Consider the following 21,665-nt stretch of genomic DNA (forward strand, 5'->3'; position numbering starts at 1 on the left):
AAGCAGGTGGTTGTTCGGTCTTCCGTCACGCGGGCAAGCCTATGATTGGCTTTCGACAGTTGAAAATGGACTAACCGCTTTTCCTTCAAGGATCCCGACCTTCTTCGTTGCATCGATACCGCTTTTGCTTGTCATCGAGAAGCAGAGGAGAGCGATGTAGGGCCGCGGCAGGCGGGAAAAAGGGAGAGACACGGCATCCATTTTCGTTTGTCTAGGAGGCTGGTGATTTCATCGTGTATATAGCTTTACAATGTCATTTCTCAATTAGAAAAACCTTGTTGTATCGGTCTTGTTTTTTCACTCATTCTCCCATTGATGAAGGGAATCAGCGGTTTTTCACGGGCCTTCTAGGCTAGCGCCCCGACGTTCGTGTACAATGGCGGTAGGAGGGATCAAGATGCGCCATTGGTGGAAACGGCTGTTTTACGGAGGCGGCATCGCCGCGCTGCTTGCAAGCGCTTCCTTCACCGCCTATTGCGCTTGGAACGTGTATGCGTATCCGAAATCAGAGAAGGAACGGGTTCCGGAAACAACGAAAGAGGCCTATCATTTCGTGCTTGTGCCGGAGGAACTCGATAATGATTACTGGCGGCTCGTGGAAAAAGGAGCGAAAGCGGCGGCGAAAGAACTGGGGGTTGACCTCGAGTATATCGGCCCGCGGCAGGCGAATATTGATGAGCATTTGCGCATTTTGAAAAAAGCCGCGGCAGCGAAAGTCGATGGGATCATCACCCAAGGGTTGACGGAAGCGGAATTTGTCCCAGTGATTAACGAAATCACGGACAAAAATATTCCTGTGGTGACGATCGATACGGATGCCCCGACGAGCCGACGTGTCGCCTATGTGGGAACGGATAATTATTATGCCGGTTTTCTTGCGGGACGAGCGTTAGCTGAGGATACGAAGGGTAAGGCGACGGTCGCGATTATTACCGGCAGTTTGACGGCGGCGCACCAACAGTTGCGAGTGCGCGGATTTGAGGATGCGGTGAGACAGGAAAAAGGCATCCGCATCGTTGCCATCGAAGAGTCGCACATTACGCGTGTGCAAGCCGCGGAAAAGGCGTATACGATTTTGAAGAAGCACCCGGATGTGAATGCGTTTTACGGCACGAGCGCGCTCGATGCGATTGGCGTTGCCAAGGTGGTCGAGCAGTTTCATCGGGAGCAAAAGACGTATATTATCGGTTTTGATACGCTTCCTGAGACGATCCGCTATTTGCAAAAAGGAACGATTGCGGCGACCGTGGTGCAGGAGCCGTATGAAATGGGATACAAGGCTGTCAAAATGATGGCCGAGATCGTCGCCGGGAAAGACGTGCCGGCGGTGACGAATACGGAGACGAAAGTCATTCGGAAAAAAGACTTGCCGCTGCGCCCGGCGCGCAATTATGAGGTCAACACGCCATGAAGGTGCCTACCAAGCCTCCGTCGGGAGAAGGCTGAAAGCGGAGAAAGGTTGGCGAACGCCGCCAAAGCATGAGAGATGGCCGGCCTTGACGTTCGACCACGTTCGGCTTGAAGCGGCAGGACGATGCAGGCGACAAAGCGCCGGTGACAGCGGGGTGGAATTCAGATGAACATTCGGACGAAGATGCTGCTTTGCTTTACCGTTTTTTTGCTTTTGCTGAACGGAGCGGTGTTTCTTTTGTATCAGACGAGCGAAGAGATGATGAGCGATTATGATCAACGGATGCGTCGATTGTTGTTGCTCAATGAGGTGTCGCAGCGGGCAAACCGAATGATGGAACAGCTCAATGCGTACGTCTCGGAAAAAGAAGGACGGTATGCACGCGCTTATGAGCGGGAGTTCCGCTGGCTGCAGCAACGCCGCCGGCAGCTCGGCGCCATCTTGCCGGTGCTGTCCGACCGGATGGCGGCGGAAAACTATGAACATATGATTGAAAGTTTGCTGGAGGAGGCGGCGCTGACGGTCTATCATTTTCAAGCTGGAAATATTGGCTTGTACTCGTCTCACTTGCATGAAACGATGAACATTGCGTCCTTTTTGCAAGAGGAAACGTTAAACTTGATTGACGATGAGCTGACGGCCTACCAACGGCGGTACGATGAAGTGGAGCGGCGCAACCGCTATTTCCGCTATATGGGAATGGGATTGTTTGTCACGACGTTGTTGCTTGGCGCCTTGCTGGCGGTGTTCTTTTCCGGCCACTTAACGAAGCCGATCATTCTTCTCTCGCGCGCTGCCCGATCCATCGCTGACGGGCGGCTGGACGGGCCGGATATTGAGCCGATGACCAACGATGAGCTGCGGCTGTTGACGATCACGTTTAATGACATGCGCCGCAATTTAAAGCAGCTGATAGCGGAGATGAAACAAAAGGCTGAGCTCGACCGGCTGGTGAAGGAGCTGGAACTCAAAAGCTTGCAAAGCCAAATCAATCCGCATTTTTTATTCAATACGCTGAACACGGTGGCGAAAATGGCGTACTTGGAGGACGCCCAGCAAACGTCGCGGCTGATTGAAGCGGTGGCGGCCATTTTGCGCTACAACTTGGGCGATTTGCAGCGGACGGTGACGCTTGCCGATGAGGTGCGCATCGCCCGGGAATATTTCTTCATCCAGCAGACGCGTTTTTTTGATCGGATCAAGTTTTCGTTAGAGGCGGAACCATCTTGCCTCGATCAACCGATTCCGCCGCTCACGTTGCAGCCGCTGATTGAAAATGCGTTCATCCATGGCATTGAGACGTACGAGCAGGGAGCCGAGCTGTCCGTGTCCGTTTTCGCCGAAAACGGGCGGGTCGTTGTGGAAGTGCGCGACAATGGCGTTGGCATGGATGAGCAGGTGAAAGCGGAGCTTGATGCGTTGATCCGCGGCGAAGAACCGCCGGCGCGCCGTGAGCAAGGGCGCGGCCATTCGACCGGCATCGGCTTGCGCAATGTCATTCGCCGGCTGCAGCTGTTTTACGGAGTGATGGATGTGGCCGAAATCGAATCTGCACCAAGAAAAGGAACGACGGTGCGGTTATGGCTGCCAAGATGGCAAGGGGGGATGAACGGTGAAAGTAGCGATCGTCGATGACGAGGCGTTGGAGCGAAGAGCGCTTTGCAAAATGATCAACGACCACCTTCCGGACGTCGAGGTGGTCGCCGAGGGCGCCAACGGGCGCGAGGCCATTGACATTGCCAAGCAATATTGTCCAGATGTGATGCTCATCGACATCAAAATGCCCGGTCTTGATGGACTGCAAGCGATCGAGGTCATTCGCCGGGAAGGTCTCGATATTGAGTTCATCATTGTGTCGGCGTTTGATTTGTTTGACTATGCAAAACAAGCGATGCGCTTTGGCGTCAAGGAGTATGTATTGAAACCGAGCCGGAAGGAAGAGATCCTTTCCGCGTTGGAACGGGTCAGCCAAGAAATCGCCGTCAAGCGGCAGCACGAGGAACGAAACCGCCAATTGCACGAGCAAATTCGCCGGCTTCAGACATTTGTGGAAAATGAATGGCTGTCCGTCCTCATGACGGAAGACGTCTCAGCGGAAGAATGGGAGCGGTGGAAGGAACTGCTGCCGTTTTCGCTGGCTGTCGGCATGTTTATCGTCCTTCAGTTTCCCGATCCAGCGAAAAGTGACGAATGGAAATCATGGGCGAGCGAACAGCTCCAGGAACGGGCGCCAGCGCGTTATTTGATCGGACGGATGGCAAGCGGGCGGCTGCCGGTCTTGTTTTTCCAAAGTCCGGACGATGCGGAGTTGGCGTGGAAGTCGGCCGTTCAAGCCTTTGCCCTTGATTTGACGAGGCGGTTTTCCTCCCGGTACGGCGCCGCGCTCTATATCGGACTCGGCTCCCCGGTTTCTCGTTTGGATCAACTTCGTTCGTCATACTATGAGGCGCTGTCGGCCGCCCGCTATTACGCGGAACAGCAAAAAGCGCAAGTCGGGTTTCCGCCCGCCGAGGCGATGCGTGTCGGCCGGGCGGCGGAACGGGATCAGCAGCTGTTTGAGGCATTGCGTCTTGGCGACATCGAGCAGGCGCGGTTCGTGTGTCGGACCTATATCGATGAACTGACTTCCTCCTACCCATTGCCGTCCGCCGCGCGCAAGGCGGAGGAGACGTTCATATGGATGGGGCGCCTGTTGGCTGAACTCGGGATTCGCTATGGGCGGATCGTTTCGTTTGCTTCTTGCCGATCGGCGGCAGAATTGAAGCGAGCGGCGCTTGATGAACTGGACCGCATCGCCGCTGATCTCGAGGTTTGGCGCCAGCAGCATGCCCACGGCAAACTGGGGAAGGCGAAAGAGTACATTGACCGCCACTATGCCGAGCCGCTCACGCTCGAAGAAGTGGCGGAACAAGCCGGGATGAGCCCGTACTACTTCAGCAAACTGTTCAAAGAGCAGTTTGGCATCACGTTTATCGATTACGTGACGAACGTGCGCATCGAACGGGCGAAAGAAGCGCTCGCTCGCACGGACCTCAGTCTAAAAGAAATTTGTTTTTCGATCGGCTACAACGACCCGAACTATTTCAGCCGCGTCTTTAAAAAGCAGACCGGCTTATCGCCGAGCGAATACCGGAAAAAAGTACAGGCGCGCTGACAAAGGGAGTGCTGTCTTCACAACAAGGAAGGCGGCGACGAGCCAAAAGGCAAACGGGCAAGTCCCGCAAACGAAGCGGGCTGCCCCGCCCTTCTTCCGGCGTCCGAACCGAAGCCCGCCCCCTGATGGGGAGACGGGCTTTTTTCGCGCCATTGAAGCGAAATGGCCGCTAACCGGTATCCGAGAGCTTTCGTTTGCTCGACAGCAGAACGGAAAACAAAAAAGTGAAGAAAAACGCAAAAAAGTGAAGAAACGACGCCGTGGTCAGGCGAGCCGCGCATGATACAATCTTCACTGAAAGGGTTTTCAAAAAAGAATAAAGGGGGAGGAACATGAGAAAGAAAGCATCCGCATGGCTGGCGTTGGCGCTTGGCGTCGGAGTGGCGCTGTCCGGCTGCAGCTCGAACTCTTCTTCGTCCGATGACGCCAAACAAGGCAGCCAAAAAGCGGGAGAGAAACTCGAGATTTTCAGCTGGTGGACGGGAGCCGGTGAGGAAGACGGCTTAAAAGCGCTGATCAAACTGTTCCAAGAAAAATATCCGGATATTCAAGTCGAAAACGCCGCGGTGGCCGGCGGGGCGGGAACGAACGCCAAAGCGGTTCTAGCGAGCCGCATGCAAGGAAACGATCCGCCATCGACGTTCCAAGTGCACGGCGGGGCAGAACTCAATGAAGGCTGGGTGGCCGCCGGCAAAATGGAGCCGCTCAACGATTTATATGAAAAAGAAGGCTGGATGGACAAATTCCCGAAAGCGTTGATTGACATGGTGAGCAAAGACGGCAACATTTACTCGGTGCCGGTCAATATTCACCGCGGCAACGTGCTGTGGTACAACAAGAAAATCTTTGCCGACAACGGGCTTCAGCCGCCCAAAACGTTCGACGAGTTTTTCCAAGTGGCGGACAAGCTGAAAGCGAAGGGCATTACGCCGCTCGCCTTGGGCGACAAAGAGCCGTGGGCAGCGACGCACCTGTTTGAAAATGTGCTGCTTGGCACGCTCGGAACGGAAAACTACAAGAAACTTTGGACGGGAGAATTGTCGTTTAACGATCCGCAAGTGAAACAAGCCGTTGAGACGTTTAAGAAAATGCTTGGCTATATTAACAAAGACCATAGTTCGCGCAACTGGCAAGACGCCGCCCAGCTCGTCGCTGAAGGAAAGGCGGCCATGTACGTGATGGGCGACTGGGTGAAGGGCTACTTTGTCAATGATTTGAAATTGAAAGTGAATCAAGACTTCGGTTATGTGCCGGTGCCGAATACGGAAGGCAAGTTTATGGTTATCACCGATACGTTCGGCCTGCCGAAAGGCGTGAAAAATCCGGACGATGTGAAGAAGTTTTTAGCGGTGCTTGGTTCGGTCGAAGGGCAAGATGCGTTTAATCCGCTGAAAGGCTCCATCCCGGCCCGCATTGACGCCGATCCGTCCAAGTACGATGAATACGGCAAGCAAACGATGCAAGACTTCAAGACAGCGGAGCTGGCGCCGAGCTTAGCGCACGGTTCGGCAGCACCGGAAGGGTTTGTCACGAAGGTGAATCAGGCCGTCAACATTTTCGTGACGCAAAAAGATGTGAAGACGTTCATCGACACGTTGGCATCGGCCGCCGCAGAACTGAAGAAGTAATCGGGAAAAGGGGACGGGAGCCATTCTCTTCCCCTTTTCGTCATCATGAGGAGGGATCGTAGTGGAAACGGTCAACATCACGCCAGCCGAGAAGACAGCGGCTGTCCCCTCGGTGCGGAAAAAGCGGAAATGGACGGCCGATCATTGGCTGGCAGCGGCGTTTTTGGCGCCGTCGGTCGTATTGATTTTCTTATTTGTGTACGGGTTTATCGGCTGGACGGGGTATGTGTCGTTAAGCAACTGGAACTCCCTTGTGCCGGATTGGTCGTTTGCCGGGTTGAAAAACTATTTGTATTTGTTTCATGATTTCCGCTTTCAAGCCGACTTGCGCAATACGCTTGTGTTTACGGTGCTGTTTATCGCCGCCGTCATTGTGCTCGGCCAACTCCTTGCCATTCTGCTTGACCAAAAGCTGCGCGGCGAGTCGTTGTTTCGCAACATTTTCTTTTTCCCGATGGCCTTGTCCTTTGTCGTCACCGGGGTCGTATGGCAATGGCTGTTCAATCCGTCAACGGGCGTCAACTTGTTTTTAAAACCACTTGGCTTGGATGGAAAATGGTATACGGATACAAACATCTTGTTCGGATTTCATTGGGGCAAGATTGAATTTGGCATCCCGGTCGCCATCATTGCGGTGGTCGTGGCGGCTGTTTGGCAAATGACTGGCTTTGCCGTCGCGATGTATCTCGCCGGCCTGCGCGCCATTCCGGATGAGGTGCGGGAAGCGGCGCGGATGGACGGGGCGACCGAGTTTCAATTGTATTGGAAAATCATCTTGCCGCTCCTCCGACCGATCACGGTCAGCGTCATCATCATTATGGCTCATATTTCGCTCAAAATTTTCGATTTGATTTACGCCATGACCGGGCCGGGGGCGAACTTTGTCACCGATGTGCCGGGCGTGTACATGTTTGAAACGACGTTCCGCGGCAACTATTATGCGAACGGAGCGGCGATCGCCATGGTGATGCTGCTATCGGTGGCCATCTTTATTGTTCCGTACCTCATTTCGAGCCGCAAGGGGGGATCGTGATGGCGAGATCCGTATGGGCCCGGTCGTTTTTGTATGCGCTGGCCGTTGCCATGAGCGTGTTTTTCCTCATGCCGGTGTATGTCATGGTCACCACGAGCTTGAAGCCGCTTCATGAAGTGACATTGGCCGATATGTGGAAGCTCCCGTCGACCATCGATTGGAGCAGCTACGCCACAGCGTTTGACAAACTCGCCCCAAACTTTTGGAATTCGCTGCTGCTCGTCGTGCCGGCGACGTTGTTGTCCGCGCTGCTGGGGGCGCTCAACGGCTACGTGCTTTCGAAATGGAAATTTAAAGGAGCGGATACGCTTTTTACGCTTATTTTGTTCGGAATGTTCATTCCGTATCAAAGCATTCTCATTCCGCTGATCCAATTTTTGCGCGAAATCGGGCTGTATAACACGATTCCGGGACTTGTGTTCGTTCATGTCGTCTACGGCATTCCGATCACCACGCTGATGTTTCGGAATTTCTACGCGGCGATCCCCGATGAAATGATTGAGTCGGCGAAAATCGACGGCGCTGGGTTTGTCCGCATTTTTCGTTATATTATGCTCCCCTTGTCCATCACTGGATTTGTCGTTGTGGCGATCTGGCAGTTTACAAACATTTGGAACGAGTTTTTGTTCGCCGTGACGATCACGACATCGGACAAACAGCCGATCATGGTCGCCTTGCAAAACTTATCTGGCAGCCAAATCGTGCAATGGAACGTGCAAATGGCGGGAGCCCTGTTGGCGGCGCTGCCGACCTTGCTTGTGTACATCTTCCTTGGCAAATATTTTGTCCGTGGGTTGTTGGCTGGTTCGGTGAAGGGGTGAACGGGCGAAAAACGGAAAACGTCTCCGTCAAGCCGCCATCATGGCGGCTTTTCTCATGAAATCACCAACCTTCTAGAGGGCCAAAACGGCTGCCACGAGCAAATCAGCAGCATTTCACCAAAAAAGAAAGCTGATTTCACTAGGCTTTTCTAATTGCGAAACAGATGGAATCGCAGGATTTTGTACGAAATCACGGCCCCTCCAGGTTCGTGACCGCACACCTTTACAATTCGGGCAAACCGTTGATACGATAAAGAAAGGCACCATCGGGGATCCTTCATTCGGCAAGTGAGACCATGAAAGAGGGGGAAACGGTTTTCAGCACGAAGATGGTAGAATGAACATAGAAAAAAGGAGATTGGCTGCAGTCAAAATCGAACACAACACTACAAGAAGGAAAGGGAAATCGGTATGATTCTAGGAGCCATTGAAGCCGGAGGAACAAAATTTGTCTGTGCCATCGGCGATGAACAGGGGAACATCCATGAACGGGCGGTGTTTCCGACGACGACGCCGGAAGAGACGATGGCGCACGTCATTGACTTTTTCCGTCCGCACAACGTTGAGGCGATCGGCATCGGGTCGTTCGGCCCGGTCGATTTGCGTCCGGACAGTCCAACGTACGGGCACATTACGAGTACGCCAAAACAGGCGTGGGCGAATTTCAACTTTGTCGGCACGCTAAAACAAGCGTTCCCGGTGCCGATCGGTTTTGACACGGATGTCAACGCCGCGGCGCTTGGCGAGCAGCGCTGGGGGGCGGCGCAAGGGCTTGACAGTTGCCTGTATATGACGGTCGGGACGGGCATTGGTGTCGGCGCCGTCGTGGAAGGGCGTCTGCTTCACGGAATGCTTCATCCAGAAATGGGACATATGTTCGTCCGCCGCCATCCGGATGACGCGTTTGCCGGCATCTGCCCGTATCATGGCGACTGTTTGGAAGGCATGGCGTCCGGCCCCGCGATTGAGCGGCGTTGGGGGAAAAAGGGGGCGGAGCTGGCCGACCGAAAGGAGGTCTGGGAGCTCGAGGCGTTTTATCTCGCCCAAGCCATCGCCAACTATATCCTCATTTTATCACCGAAAAAGGTGATCACGGGCGGGGGCGTCATGAAACAGACGCACGTGTTGCCGCTTGTGCGCCGACATGTGCAGGAGTTGCTCAATGGGTATGTTCAGCACGAAGCGATTCTCGAGAAGATCGATGAGTACATCGTTCTTCCAGGGCTTGGCGACAACGCCGGTGTTGCGGGTGCCCTGGCGCTGGCGGTTGCAGCGTCATGCGAATAATGGAAACGGCTGTCCACAGCTTTTGCGTGAAGTTGCGGACAGCTGTTTTTTTGTGGAAGACAGAATGACTAATTGTTCAATGGACGAGAATAAATAAATGACTTATTGGTCAAAAAAACATCGTTTTTTAGTTGCATAAGTTTGTAACGATAGTTTATAATGTCTTTGACTGTTTGGTCATATAGGATGTGGAGGGGAGGACAAGGGCCGATGTTCAGCGGCTGATGGAATGGCTGCGGCGGTGCGGCGTGCGCGCTGATTTGGTGAAACCGCGCATATTGTTGCCGTCTTATCTGCAGTGGATGGAGAGGAATGGGAAAGGAAGGAGACGCTGTCATGGATGAACGGCGTGTTCGATTTATTGAAACCGCGATGAAACTATTTGCGGAAAAAGGGTATCATGCCACCTCGATTCAAGATTTGGTTGAGGCGTGGGGCATTTCCAAAGGGGCGTTTTACCATCATTTCGCTTCGAAGGAAGAATTGCTGCTCGCTGTACTTCGCCACTACAGTGAAAAAATGGTGGCCGATTTCACGGCGGCTGGCGGGGATGGCCCGGAAAAGGAGCGGTTCATCCGCCAGTTGGCAGCCCATTTCTCCCATGTCCGCGAGTATAAGGAATTTTTGCGTATGGTGATGGTGGAACAATTGCCGAGAGTGAACCCCGAAGTAGGGCAATATATGTTCCGCCAGCATGGGCGCATGTTTTTATGGTATTGCACGCGCCTAACGGAGGTATATGGCGAGGTGGTGAAGCCATATGTGTATGATGTGGCCATGATGACGAACGGCATGATTCGGCAATATTTGTTTTACTTCTTTTTCCGCGAGGAGGCGTTTGATGCGGATGCAGCGGCTCGTTTTCTCGTGCGCCGCATTGATGCGATTGTTGCTAGCTTTGCGGCCGGCGAGCGCCCGTTGTTGACCGAGGAGGCGCTCGTGCCATGGATAGAACTCGAAGAGCGCGAGCGTGAGCGCCAGCGGGAGCGGTTGGTTTCGGCGTTTGCGGCCGTGCGGGAGGCCGCAAACGGGCTCGATCCGAAGCGGGCGAACGATGTGGTGGAGGCAACAGCAGCGCTGGAGGAGGAAGTGCTCGGGCGCCGTGAACCGCCGCGGGCGTATATGATCGAAGCGTTGCTGTTGTATTTGCGACAGCAGCAGGCGCCTCCGCTTGCAGCGGCCTTGGACGCGCTTAGCCAAGAGATTGAAGCGTATCAACGACTCAATGAATGGGAGAGAGAACCATGGAAAAAGCGTTAACAGTGCCAGCGAGCACCATTCGTCATCGCCCGTTGCTCATTACCGGGCTGATCATTGCCATGCTGTTTGCGGCGTTGGACGGGACGATTGTCGGAACAGCCATGCCGCGCATCGTCGGGGAGCTGCACGGACTGGGGATTATGACGTGGCTGACGACAGCGTACATGCTCACGTCGACGACGGTCGTACCGATCGCCGGCAAGCTTGCTGACTTATTGGGCCGTCGGCTTGTGTATGTGAGCGGGTTGGTCATTTTTATGGCCGGTTCGGCGCTTTGCGGCATGGCGAACGATATGACCCAACTGATCATTTACCGTGGTATTCAAGGGTTGGGCGGTGGCATTATGATGCCGATGGCGATGATTGTCATCGGTGACGTGTTCACCGGCAAGGAGCGGGCCAAATGGCAAGGGGTGTTCGGCGGCCTGTACGGCCTCGCTTCGGTGCTGGGCCCGCAAATCGGCGGCTTTATCGTCGACCATTTGAACTGGCGCTGGGTGTTTTACATCAACTTGCCGGTCGGCATTGTCGCCACGGTGCTGATTGCGATGGGATTAAGCAAATATAAAGCGGAAGGGCCGGTCAAATTCGACATCGCTGGGATGGCGACCTTGACGGCGGGCGTCGTCAGCCTGCTGTTGGGGTTGACGTTTGGCGGCGACCGATATCCATGGGGGTCGTGGCAAATCCTCTCGCTGTTTGCGGCAGCCGTTGTCTTTTTCGCTTTGTTTGTTTGGGCGGAAAAGCGGGCGGAGGAGCCGATCATTCCGCTCTGGTTGTTCCGCAATCGGACATTTACGCTCCTCAATGGCATCGGCTTTTTTATGAGCGTCGGCATGTTTGGCGCGATTATGTTTGTGCCGTTTTTTATGCAAGGCATTGTCGGTGTGAGCGCCACCCAATCCGGGACGATTATGACGCCGATGATGATCACGATGATCATCAGCAGTGTCATCGGCGGTCGGCTCGTCTATCGGATTGGCGTCAAACCGCAGTTGATCATAGGCATGGCCGTGATGGCCGCCGCGTTTGGACTGCTTGGCACGATGGGGGTTGACACGTCGAAATGGACAGCGACGCTGTATATGATGATTATTGGGCTTGGCACCGGCTTGGTCATGCCGATTTTGACGCTTGCTTTGCAAGAAAGCTTCCCGAAATCGGAACTTGGCGTTGTCACCTCTTCGAGCCAGTTTTTCCGTTCCATTGGCGGAACGTTTGGGATGACCGTGCTGGGTGCCATCATGAACCATCGTTCGAGCTCCTTGCTCGATGAGCGGCTCATGCCAAAGCTCGAAGCGCTGCCGGCGCAAGCGAAAGGGCTTGTCGACCGCTTTGCCGGCATGATCCATGATGATCCGCAAGGGCTGTATTCCGTTCTGCTCAGTCCGGAAGCGATGGCCAAGATTCCAGCGCCGCTGCGCGACATGTTCGTGCCGGTGCTGAAGCAATCGCTTGTCGATTCCCTGCAATCCGTCTTTTGGTTCGGGCTCGCGTTTATCGCGGTCGGCTTGCTGTTAGTGTTCGGCTTGAAACGGATTGTCTTGTCTGATCGGGCAGAGGCGATGAAGCAGGCAAAAGAGACTGAGTAAAGAAAAGGAAATGGCGGACCGCGCCTCGTTTGGTCAGGTGGCGGACCGCCATTTTTTTGCTGCGACGAACAAACCGCTCCGAAGGGGATAAAGCATCTGGGAACGGGGGCGAGTGGGAGCGGGCGGGCTCCGTGCTTTTCATTGGCCAAGCGATTCATGCATCGCACATGGCGGGTTCACAGCAGCGTCCCGCAATGGGCGGCTACGGCGCGCCTGCATCCGCGCTTTGGCCGAAGACGCGCGAGCGGGTGAGAAAGCGAACACCTTCCGGGCCTTCAAGCGAAAACATGCCGCCGCGCCCGGGAACAACATCGATAATCAGTTGTGTATGCTTCCAATATTCGTATTGCGCTTTGGCGATGTAAAACGGGCAGCCGCCGATTTCGCCAAGCAATACGTCGGAATCGCCGACGATCAACTCGCCGAGCGGATAGCACATCGGCGAGCTCCCATCGCAACAGCCGCCGGATTGATGGAACATAAGTGGGCCGTATTTCGCCTTCAGCTTTTCGATTAATGCCAGTGCGGCTTCCGTGGCGGTGACTTTCGGTTCCTCGGCCATCAGTTTCCCTCCTTTGCATGTCTGGTCATTTTGGGGCTATATAGATGCAACGAAGACGTTGAACAGATCCTTGACGGAAAAGCGATTGGACCATTTTCGACTGTCAAAGCAAGCCTGTGGCTTGCCTCCGTCACGCCAAGGCGTGACGGAAGACTGAACCACTGCCTGCTTCACAGCCCCATCGATGGGCCTGGAAGCGGTGTGGTTCGGTCGCCCGACAGTCGATCCCATCCTCGGTAAAAGCTGCAAATGGGAAAACTTCCAATGGCATCTATCTCGAAAATACCCGAATTCGAAAATGTGCAAAATTATAGAGGGGGATTTTCATCCTCCCGTTGGTGACGAATTTTTCCGTCAAGGGAGTCTATATAGATCGTGCTAGCCGTTTGTCGAACGACGATGTTGTCAAGGGCAAAAGAGGGTGTCCCGAAGAGCGGGACACCTCGTCAAAACAGGTGGCCGTCTCGCCTCCAAACCGAAGAGGCGAAGGAGAGCGGCTGGATGAATATTAGAACAAGCCGAGCTTTTTCGGTGAATAGCTGACGAGCAAGTTTTTCGTTTGTTGATAATGGTCGAGCATCATTTTGTGCGTTTCGCGGCCGATGCCGGACATTTTGTAGCCGCCGAACGCCGCGTGAGCCGGGTAGACGTGGTAGCAGTTCGTCCAAACGCGGCCGGCTTGAATGCCGCGGCCGAACCGGTACGCCGTGTTGATGTCGCGCGTCCAGACGCCGGCGCCGAGGCCATACAGCGTCTCATTGGCGATGGCGAGCGCTTCATCGTTGTCTTTGAACGTCGTGACGGCCAACACCGGCCCGAAAATTTCTTCTTGGAAAATGCGCATTTTGTTATGTCCTTTGAAAATCGTCGGCTTGACATAATATCCGCCGGCGAGTTCCCCTTCCAGCATGTTCCGTTCGCCGCCGATCAAAAGTTCAGCGCCTTCTTGTTTGCCGATGTCGATGTACGACAAAATTTTCTCAAGCTGTTCAGAGGAGGCTTGCGCGCCGATCATCGTTTCCGTATCAAGCGGATTGCCTTGCTTGATTTGTTTGACGCGCTCAAGCGCTCGTTCCATAAAGGCATCGTAAATGGACTCGTGGATGAGGGCGCGCGACGGGCATGTGCACACTTCGCCTTGGTTGAGGGCGAACATCGTAAACCCTTCGAGCGCTTTATCGAGAAACTCGTCATCTTTGTCCATCACATCAGCGAAGAAAATGTTCGGGGATTTGCCGCCAAGTTCAAGCGTGACCGGCACGATGTTTTGCGAGGCGTACTGCATGATGAGCCGTCCGGTCGTCGTTTCGCCGGTGAACGCCACTTTCGCCACGCGCGGATTCGAGGCGAGCGGCTTGCCGGCTTCTAAGCCAAAGCCGTTCACAACGTTGACGACTCCAGGTGGAAGCAAATCTTGGATGAGTTCGATGAGAACGAGGATCGACGTCGGCGTTTGCTCCGCCGGTTTCAACACGACGCAGTTGCCTGCAGCCAGCGCTGGAGCGAGTTTCCAGGCCGCCATTAAAATCGGGAAGTTCCACGGGATGATTTGTCCGACGACGCCGAGCGGTTCTTTGAAATGATAGGCGACCGTGTCGTGATCGATTTCCGAAATCGTGCCTTCTTGTGCGCGAATGCAGCTGGCGAAATAGCGGAAATGGTCGATGGCGAGCGGAATGTCAGCCGCGAGCGTCTCGCGGATTGGCTTGCCGTTTTCCCACGTTTCCGCGACCGCGAGCATTTCCAAGTTTTCTTCCATCCGATCGGCGATTTGGTTCAGCAAACGGGCGCGCTTTGCTGGAGACGTGCGTCCCCATGCGTCTTTTGCCGCATGGGCGGCGTCAAGCGCCAGCTCGATGTCCGCCGCTTTTGAACGCGGCACTTCGCAATACGGCTGCCCGGTGATCGGCGTAATGTTTTCAAAATACTCGCCGTCAACCGGCGGCACCCATTTGCCGCCAATAAAGTTTTCGTAGCGCTTCTTAAATGTGACAAGCGCGCCTGGCTGGCCTGGTTGTGCGTAGATCATCCCCCGACTCCTCCTTTGTTTTTGTACACGCTTTCAATGGTAGGAATATTTAAAAAATTCCTTCCGATGATTAGATTAGCATGGCTGGACAATATTGTCAAACAGGAAAGATGTCGCCTAGCCGGGAGTGTGGAGGGCGGCATCATGGACGGCGATGCGGTTTCATCGTTCATGGCCTGAGTTTCCCCCAGAAAGGGACTTGTTCCGTGACGATCCGTTGGGGAGCCAAAGCAGCAAGCCCCCTTTTTCCACGGCCTTCATTCGATCGTTGTTGCGGCGCGGGAGGCGGACGATGTTTCGGGAAATGAATTGCCCCGTTTCACCATCCGTTTGCTTGGCGATGAAACAGAGCCATTCTTTGAAAATGGTCCGATCCATGCCGCGCTTCCCGCCGCCTAAGAATCCGCCGGTGTTTGAGGAAAGGGCTGGCTTTCGCCAATCCTCTGGCGCGGCCCGGTTAATCGACTTCAAGCCCTTCAAGCAAACGGCTGGCGTAGACGCTGCAAAGATGATGGAACACTTCGAGCGCCTCATTTGGATCGGCGGTGAAAAAGGCGCTCGCTGCCGTTTCGTTTTCTTCGCGGACGAACTCAAGCAAAAAGTCGGTGGCGATCCGGTTGAACAAAAGAAGCGCACTGTAGGAGCGCTCAAGCTGGCGTTTCCGCTCGAGCGGGTCATCGATGGACAAAAACGGACGCTCATAGCGGGCAGTCATCTCTGACAGCCGGCGCTGGATCTTGCGCTGGGCGTCAGCGAGCATCGCCTCGATCGTCTGTGGCGATAGAAAGGTTTGCTCGCGCAGCATATAGCCCCAAATTTGCTTGAGCGCATGGGCCGATTCGCTCGCAAATGCGATGTTGCTGAGCAGATCGGCCTCGTATTGTTCGCCGCCATCGGTTTGAATGCGCAGCTTCATAATGATTTCAAGCACATCTGAATGAACTTTTTCTTTCCGCCACGATTTCGTCAGTTCATAAAGCAGGACGGAAAGCGAGTGAGCGATTTCTTCCTTTGTCATGGCCATCCCGTCCTTTCCGGAGATGAAGGTTGTTCGCTTTTTTTTATTGTAACATGCCATCTCGCATAATAAATAGATGAAGCAGGGCTGCTATGACCGTCAAGCATGTTGTCCCCTGATCCGTCAGTGGGTGTGTCCGAACTGCGGAGCCGAACATGACCGGGACCATCACGTTGCCCGGCATATCCTGAATGAAGGGCTTCATTTGCTGTTTTGGAAAGTAAAGCAGCCCAACCGTGGGACGCACGGGGCTGGCTTGGTGAACAGCCTGCCGTGGGGCGGTGGTTCCCAAGACTCTCCCCCCTCTAAGCGTACGCGTAGGCGGGAGAGCGTTCAAGCCGGCGGATCTTTCCATTGCTGAGGAGAGAAGCTTGGCGTATGATGGAAACAAAAGTGATTCAACATCATGGCGGCCGGTCGGCATAGAGTTGTATGAGGGAGAAAGGGGAGAGAAGATGAAACCGTTGCGTTTGCGCGGCCATCATTTGCTTTGTGTGCATGGATTTCGCGGCATGGGCTACAGCCCGTCGTTTGTCGAGAAAATGTGGGAGATCGTCGCCCGCATTCGTGATGAAAACGACGATTTTCCGATTGAAGTCGTCGCGGCGCTCGATGAGGCGTGCCTCGTCTGTCCACACCATGGGGAAACGACATGCGAAGCCGGTCCTGATTCTGATGCCCACGTCCGTTCGCTCGATGGCAATGTCATTCGCCACTTAGGCTTAGAGCCGGGCAGTGTGTATTGGAAGTCCGAACTGATTCAGCGGACGGCGGAACGGGTCAAGCCGGATGATTTGGATGAGTTATGCCGCGGCTGCTCGTGGCTGCCGTACGGCGTCTGCAAAGAAGGGATCGCCAACGTCCGACGCGGCAATGTGGCGCAAACGTGAGGCGGCCGTTTTCGGAAAACATGAAGGAAGGCCAATGAAAAAACAGCGGTGTGCTGAACCATCGTCCGTTTGTCAAGGCGGAGGGAGTCTGTTGCATCGCCGTTTTTCCGACATCGTCTCATCTGTTTGATTGGGAATCATGGCCGGCGATGGCGGGGTTTTGGGCGTTCGCGGAAATTTCTAAAAAATGAATAGTTCCATGGGCGGAAAAATGTGATATGATAAACAATTATAGAGACTTTCGACAGAAAGGGTCATGAACGATGAAAGTAGCCAAATTCGGTGGAAGTTCGGTGGCGAGCGCCGCACAATTCCGCAAAGTGGCCGATATCATCAGCTCGGATATCGAACGCCGCATCGTCGTTGTGTCGGCGCCAGGAAAACGGTACAAAGACGATGTGAAAGTAACGGATATGCTCATCCAGCTGGCCGAACAAGTGGTGGCTGGCGAGCCGCATGAGAAAACGATGGAAGCGATTGTGAAACGGTATGCTGACATTGCCAATGAGCTGGGGCTGGAAGCCGACGGCTTTTTGGCTGAGCTGGTCGATGACTTGCAGTCGAAAATCAGCGCCTATCGAAGCGAGCCGCCACGGTTGTTTGACGCCATTAAAGCGAGCGGCGAAGACCATAACGCAAGACTCATGGCCTTCTATCTGCACGATCGTGGGCTTGAGGCGAGCTACGTCAGCCCGCTTGAAGCCGGCATTATCGTTACCGATGAGCCGGGCAACGCCCAAGTGCTGTCGGAGTCGTATGACAAACTGAAACAGCTGCGCGAACGGCGGGGCGTTTTGGTCATCCCGGGATTTTTCGGCTATTCTCGGTCGGGCCATATCGTCACGTTCCCGCGCGGCGGGTCAGATATCACGGGCTCGATCGTCGCCGCGGGCGTCAAAGCGGACGTGTACGAAAACTTTACCGACGTCGACTCGATTTATTGCGTCAACCCGTCGATCGTCGCTGATGCCCGCAAGTTGAAAGAAATCACGTACCGCGAGATGCGTGAGCTGTCGTATTCCGGATTTTCCGTCTTTCATGACGAGGCGCTCGAGCCGGTCTATCGCGCCGGCATCCCCGTTTGCGTAAAAAACACAAACAACCCGGCCGCCCCAGGAACGTGGATCGTCGCCAAGCGCAATCATATCGACGAACCAGTCGCCGGCATTGCAAGCGACACCGGCTTTTGCAGCATCAACATCAGCAAATACTTAATGAACCGTGAGATTGGCTTTGGCCGGCGTGTGCTGCAAATTTTAGAAGACGAAGGCATCTCCTACGAGCATACGCCGTCCGGCATCGACAACATGTCCATCATTTTGCGGGCGGATCAGCTTGCGGATGGAAAAGATGAGCGCATTCTCGCCCGCATCCGTGAAGAGCTTGCCGTCGATGAGGTGACCATTGAGTACGGCTTGGCGCTCATTATGGTCGTCGGCGAAGGGATGGAAAAAACGATCGGGATGGCGGCGAAAGCGACTGCTGCGCTTGCCAACGCCAACATCAACTTGGAGATGATCAACCAAGGTTCGTCCGAAGTGAGCATGATGTTTGGCGTCAAAGAAGAAGTCGTCAACGAGGCGGTGCGCGCCTTGTACAACGCCTACTTCCAACAGGCAGCGGTAGGCCACCTGTCCTAATGCGAAACAGGCGTCCGAAACTCGGGCGCCTATTCTTATGGGGCGAGAATCTCTCTCTTTACGTGATCAGTGGAGTGAGAATGAGTCAACGTCTTCCATCATGGATGTTCTCCAACGCCGCTCAAAATGTCTTGAAAGAAGGACTTCGTTGGAACAGCCCAATTGCAGGGATTACGTACATCGGCACGTACAGCTTTCTGGTGTTCAACTTCGTTGGAACAGTCCAATTGCGGGGACAGATGGGGATGGCCTGGCTGTTCGCGAGCTTCTCCCATCTCTAAAAAGACCGGTGATTAAAGGACATGTTGCTTCACCGCCTTGTTTCTCAGATCGAGAAACCTTGCGGCATCGGCTCCTCGTTTCACGTTATCCGACGTCAGCTAGGAGCGATCGCTGTTTTTCACCAGCCTTCTAAGCGTTTGCGTAGGAGGCTGGTGATTTACTCGCGCAACCGCTTCTCGGAATCGTTTCTCAAGTAGAAAAAACTTGTTGCATCAGCCTCTATGTTCACGCTTTCAATCATCGATCAAGGCAAACAGCGGTTTTTCACCAACCTTGTAGGTGGGAGAGCGTTCAAGCGCTCTCAGCCGAGCTTTCTTCTTTTTTCGCTGGTTGGCGTACATAAGAGAGGTATGTTCGGAAAATACTACCAATGTATGTCAAAGAAAGCGGAAGGGAGGAAGAACGCATGCGGCAATGGCTAGGAATGGCTGTGCTTGTCGTTGTTTTCGCTTCGTTTCCGGCTGGGGCGGCGGCCATTAGTCGAAGCGAGCTTGAGCAGTACGCCGAGGATGTCGGCTGGACGGTGAGCGACCTGTTGGCTTATTTGCATCGATACGGCTTGACAGCGGCCGATTTTCGCACGATGGATGAACTGAAACACTGGCTTGGCACGCCCATCACCGATGAGCGGCTTCACGCCTTGTTGCGCCGGCACGGACTGACGGTCGAGGAGCTCGAGGCGCTGCTTGGCCAGTTTGGCGAAACGGTGCAAGATTACACGTTTGTCGAAGATTTGGATCGGGCCATCCGTTTTTACTCGCAGCACAACGCCGCCATGCAGCAAATCAACGATTTGCTTGGGGCGCTCGGGATGACGGAACAAGAAGTGCGCGCGCTCACCCGCCATATTGCTTCCCTTGACACCCCGCAGTTAACTGAGCGTCTTTTGGCGCTTCGTGAGCGGCTACGCCCGTTTGTGGAGACGGAAGGGCTGTGGACGGAAACAGAGCGCCGCAAACTGCGGGCGATATGGGAAGAGGGGCTTCGCTTGCTTGAGCTTGAGGCGGACGTGCCGAGCATCAAGGCGGCCGGAGCGGAGCCGATCCACGTTCGATTGTACAACCGCCAAGGCGAAGAGGTCGCCGATATCGCCCTAACGCGGGAACTGTTGACATCGGGCTACATCGTCCGAGCGGGGGAGAAAGGCATTGACGCCGGGCTGCTCGCTGTAGAGATGAAAGGAAAGATGTATGGGGACAGATTGCCGGAGACGGCGTCGCCGTATTTGACCTATACATTGGCCGGCCTGTTGCTTGCTTTCGCCGGTTTCCTTCTTTACCGGCGGGTTGGGCGGCTGAAAGGGTGAAGGAAAGTGGAGTGCAAGCCTGCCCGGTTGTTGTGGGGGCGCCGGGTCGCCCAGTGGGCGGCGCTGGCGGCGATCGTCATCGGGGGGGCGACGGCCGGCTGGAATGGCTATTGGTACACCGTCGGTCGGATGGCGGTCAAGCGAGACACCCCTGTGCCCTCCCCATCGCCGACAACAAGCTTTCCAGCGGAACGTTCGGGGCAACAAGACGCCCCGCTTGGCGTCTACCTTGGCGAACTTGCCATTCCGAAGCTCGGAGTGGCGATTCCGGTGTATGAAGGCGTTCGAGAACAAGAATTGCGCCGAGGCGTCGGCCATTATCCAGCGAGCGATTGGCCAGGGCAAAAAGGGCATGTCGTGTTGTCCGGGCACCGCGATACGGTGTTTCGCCGTTTCGGCGAGCTTGAGATCGGCGATGCGCTGATCATCCGGACGGATCGCGCTGCCATCCATTACCGCATCGTCAACATCCGCATCGTCGATGATGACGACCGAACCGTTTTGGTTGAGAAAGCGCGTCCGACGCTGACGGTGACGACGTGCTACCCGTTTCGCCTGATCGGCCGAGCTCCAAAACGCTGCATCGTCACGGCTCGCCCGGTACGGGTTGATGCCCTCGAGTTTTCAGGAGGATGATCCACTTGCCTGAAGGCAAACCAAAAGGCTGGAAAGTGCGCTCTCCAGCCTTTTATCTTTTCCGTTCATGAGGTGCCTTGGCGTCGATTCGTTCATGCATTTGCTGGCGAAACTCTTGAAGCAAAGCCTCGCCTTGCAGCCCTTTCTTGACAAGGCCGGCCAGCACGACTTCCGCCAAATGGGTGCGCCGCGGGATCATCAGCCCTTCCATCAAGACGCTAATATGGCCGTTCATTTTCGTGATCGAACGGACGGCGACGAGCATGTTGGCCGGATCGTTGCTCGTGTGGGTGATCGTCACTTGCAGTTGAAACTCCGAACGCTGCTGCAAGCTCACAAACATTGGCTCATAGTCGTCATCCAAATACGCCTCGACGAGCCAGCGGTTTTGTCCGTCTTCTTTGTTGATGATCAACCCGTCAATAAACGGGATGTCTTGGCGGTGCATGTCGTCGTCGATGACCGAGAGCCCGACAAGCTTGAACGTTTTCATCTCGTCCACCTCATTACCGTGGTCTTATCCAAAATTATAGCACAGGCGGACGAGGGAAGAAAAATGGTCTGTATTTTTTCCGTCAGAGGGCAAAAACGCCATTTTGCCCCGCCATTGTCGACGAAGATTTCACCTTTTCGTTGGATTGTATCCATAAGAGTGCGCAAAAAAATGCAAAAGTCGCGATTTTACGACCCGAAACGAGATTCGTTATCATAAAGGTGCGGTGGAGGAAAGGGGGGATGCGCCGACACATGATCAACCAAGTCGTGTTGGTCGGCCGGTTGACGAAAGATCCCGAGCTTCGCTACACGGCCGAAGGGGCTGCCGTCGCGACTGTCACGCTGGCGGTGGCGAGAAATTTCCGCAACGCGGAAGGGGGGATTGACGCCGATTTCGTTCCATGCGTTTTATGGCGGAAAACGGCGGAACATACCGCCAATTATTGCCGAAAAGGATCGATGGTAGCGGTGATGGGGAGGATCCAAACGCGCCGCTACGAAAAAAAAGACGGTCAACGCGTCTATGTCACCGAAGTCGTCGCGGAGTCCGTCCAATTTCTTCACTCTGGAAAGAAACCCGAATGGCCAGAGCACGTATAGTCGTTTCCTCATGCATGCCTT

General features: G+C 54.6%; 19 protein-coding genes. 14 read left to right on the forward strand and 5 right to left on the reverse strand.

The genetic code is table 11. The annotated features are described in order from the left end of the window. Positions 1 to 397 precede the first annotated feature (397 nt). The 9 genes from ETC05_RS08010 to ETC05_RS08050 all read left to right on the forward strand — a co-directional run bounded on the left by ETC05_RS08010 (position 398) and on the right by ETC05_RS08050 (position 12,186). On the forward strand, positions 398 to 1,411 hold the full coding sequence (locus ETC05_RS08010; protein WP_171660781.1) for a sugar-binding protein: 1,014 nt from the start codon (positions 398 to 400) through the stop codon (positions 1,409 to 1,411). A gap of 165 nt (positions 1,412 to 1,576) precedes the next feature. Next, positions 1,577 to 3,046 (forward strand): sensor histidine kinase, encoded by a 1,470-nt coding sequence (locus tag ETC05_RS08015; protein WP_171660782.1) that lies wholly within the window; start codon positions 1,577 to 1,579, stop codon positions 3,044 to 3,046. After that, positions 3,024 to 4,565: a helix-turn-helix domain-containing protein gene (locus tag ETC05_RS08020; RefSeq protein WP_171660783.1), complete on the forward strand. Its 1,542-nt coding sequence runs from the start codon at positions 3,024 to 3,026 to the stop codon at positions 4,563 to 4,565. Before ETC05_RS08015 ends, ETC05_RS08020 begins: the two co-directional genes overlap by 23 nt. Positions 4,566 to 4,897: 332 nt before the next feature. After that, positions 4,898 to 6,193 carry an ABC transporter substrate-binding protein gene (locus ETC05_RS08025; protein WP_171660784.1) on the forward strand — a complete coding sequence of 432 codons (1,296 nt, stop codon included), beginning with the start codon at positions 4,898 to 4,900 and terminating at the stop codon, positions 6,191 to 6,193. A 61-nt stretch (positions 6,194 to 6,254) separates the two neighbouring features. Then, on the forward strand, positions 6,255 to 7,226 hold the full coding sequence (locus tag ETC05_RS08030; protein WP_171660785.1) for a carbohydrate ABC transporter permease: 972 nt from the start codon (positions 6,255 to 6,257) through the stop codon (positions 7,224 to 7,226). Beyond that, complete coding sequence (locus ETC05_RS08035; RefSeq protein WP_031406840.1) at positions 7,226 to 8,047, forward strand: carbohydrate ABC transporter permease; 822 nt, start codon at positions 7,226 to 7,228, stop codon at positions 8,045 to 8,047. The genes ETC05_RS08030 and ETC05_RS08035 overlap by 1 nt, the downstream gene beginning before the upstream one ends. 411 nt (positions 8,048 to 8,458) lie before the next feature. Then, positions 8,459 to 9,334, forward strand: a complete 876-nt coding sequence (locus tag ETC05_RS08040; RefSeq protein ID WP_031406856.1) for an ROK family protein — start codon at positions 8,459 to 8,461, stop codon at positions 9,332 to 9,334. A gap of 336 nt (positions 9,335 to 9,670) precedes the next feature. Continuing rightward, positions 9,671 to 10,594, forward strand: a complete 924-nt coding sequence (locus ETC05_RS08045) for a TetR/AcrR family transcriptional regulator (protein WP_171660786.1) — start codon at positions 9,671 to 9,673, stop codon at positions 10,592 to 10,594. Further along, positions 10,579 to 12,186 (forward strand): MDR family MFS transporter, encoded by a 1,608-nt coding sequence (locus tag ETC05_RS08050; RefSeq protein WP_031406860.1) that lies wholly within the window; start codon positions 10,579 to 10,581, stop codon positions 12,184 to 12,186. Before ETC05_RS08045 ends, ETC05_RS08050 begins: the two co-directional genes overlap by 16 nt. Before the next feature lie 202 nt (positions 12,187 to 12,388). Here the strand turns inward: ETC05_RS08050 and ETC05_RS08055 are convergent, their stop codons facing one another. The 4 genes from ETC05_RS08055 to ETC05_RS08070 form a co-directional block, all read right to left on the reverse strand. Beyond that, on the reverse strand, positions 12,389 to 12,748 hold the full coding sequence (locus ETC05_RS08055) for a DUF779 domain-containing protein (protein WP_031406862.1): 360 nt from the start codon (positions 12,746 to 12,748) through the stop codon (positions 12,389 to 12,391). A gap of 508 nt (positions 12,749 to 13,256) precedes the next feature. After that, the gene (gene adh, locus ETC05_RS08060; RefSeq protein WP_031406865.1) at positions 13,257 to 14,777 is read right to left on the reverse strand and encodes an aldehyde dehydrogenase; all 1,521 of its coding nucleotides are present in this window, start codon (positions 14,775 to 14,777) and stop codon (positions 13,257 to 13,259) included. A gap of 162 nt (positions 14,778 to 14,939) precedes the next feature. Next, a complete protein-coding gene (locus ETC05_RS08065) occupies positions 14,940 to 15,155 on the reverse strand; it encodes a hypothetical protein (RefSeq protein ID WP_171660787.1) in 216 nt (71 codons plus the stop codon). 79 nt (positions 15,156 to 15,234) lie between these two features. After that, positions 15,235 to 15,801 carry a hypothetical protein gene (locus tag ETC05_RS08070; RefSeq protein WP_171660788.1) on the reverse strand — a complete coding sequence of 189 codons (567 nt, stop codon included), beginning with the start codon at positions 15,799 to 15,801 and terminating at the stop codon, positions 15,235 to 15,237. 449 nt (positions 15,802 to 16,250) lie between these two features. On the opposite strand from ETC05_RS08070, the gene ETC05_RS08075 reads away from it, so the two are divergent. The 4 genes from ETC05_RS08075 to ETC05_RS08090 all read left to right on the forward strand — a co-directional run bounded on the left by ETC05_RS08075 (position 16,251) and on the right by ETC05_RS08090 (position 20,549). After that, positions 16,251 to 16,685, forward strand: a complete 435-nt coding sequence (locus ETC05_RS08075) for a DUF1284 domain-containing protein (RefSeq protein WP_031406873.1) — start codon at positions 16,251 to 16,253, stop codon at positions 16,683 to 16,685. Positions 16,686 to 16,948: 263 nt separating this feature from the next. Continuing rightward, the gene (locus ETC05_RS08080) at positions 16,949 to 18,325 is read left to right on the forward strand and encodes an aspartate kinase (RefSeq protein WP_031406875.1); all 1,377 of its coding nucleotides are present in this window, start codon (positions 16,949 to 16,951) and stop codon (positions 18,323 to 18,325) included. Positions 18,326 to 19,013: 688 nt separating this feature from the next. Next, positions 19,014 to 19,913 (forward strand): processed acidic surface protein, encoded by a 900-nt coding sequence (locus ETC05_RS08085; protein WP_171660789.1) that lies wholly within the window; start codon positions 19,014 to 19,016, stop codon positions 19,911 to 19,913. 6 nt (positions 19,914 to 19,919) lie between these two features. Then, positions 19,920 to 20,549, forward strand: a complete 630-nt coding sequence (locus ETC05_RS08090) for a class D sortase (protein ID WP_171660790.1) — start codon at positions 19,920 to 19,922, stop codon at positions 20,547 to 20,549. Positions 20,550 to 20,601: 52 nt separating this feature from the next. On the opposite strand, the gene ETC05_RS08095 is transcribed toward ETC05_RS08090, so the two are convergent. Further along, entirely contained in the window at positions 20,602 to 21,042 is a 441-nt protein-coding gene (locus ETC05_RS08095) for a YwpF-like family protein (protein WP_031406882.1), read from the reverse strand. 242 nt (positions 21,043 to 21,284) lie between these two features. Between ETC05_RS08095 and ssb the strand changes: the two genes are divergently transcribed. Next, positions 21,285 to 21,644 carry a single-stranded DNA-binding protein gene (gene ssb, locus ETC05_RS08100; protein WP_171660791.1) on the forward strand — a complete coding sequence of 120 codons (360 nt, stop codon included), beginning with the start codon at positions 21,285 to 21,287 and terminating at the stop codon, positions 21,642 to 21,644. Positions 21,645 to 21,665 lie beyond the last annotated feature (21 nt).

It is taken from the genome of Geobacillus sp. BMUD, from assembly GCF_013096845.1.
In the GTDB taxonomy this organism is placed as follows: Bacteria; Bacillota; Bacilli; order Bacillales; family Anoxybacillaceae; genus Geobacillus; species Geobacillus vulcani.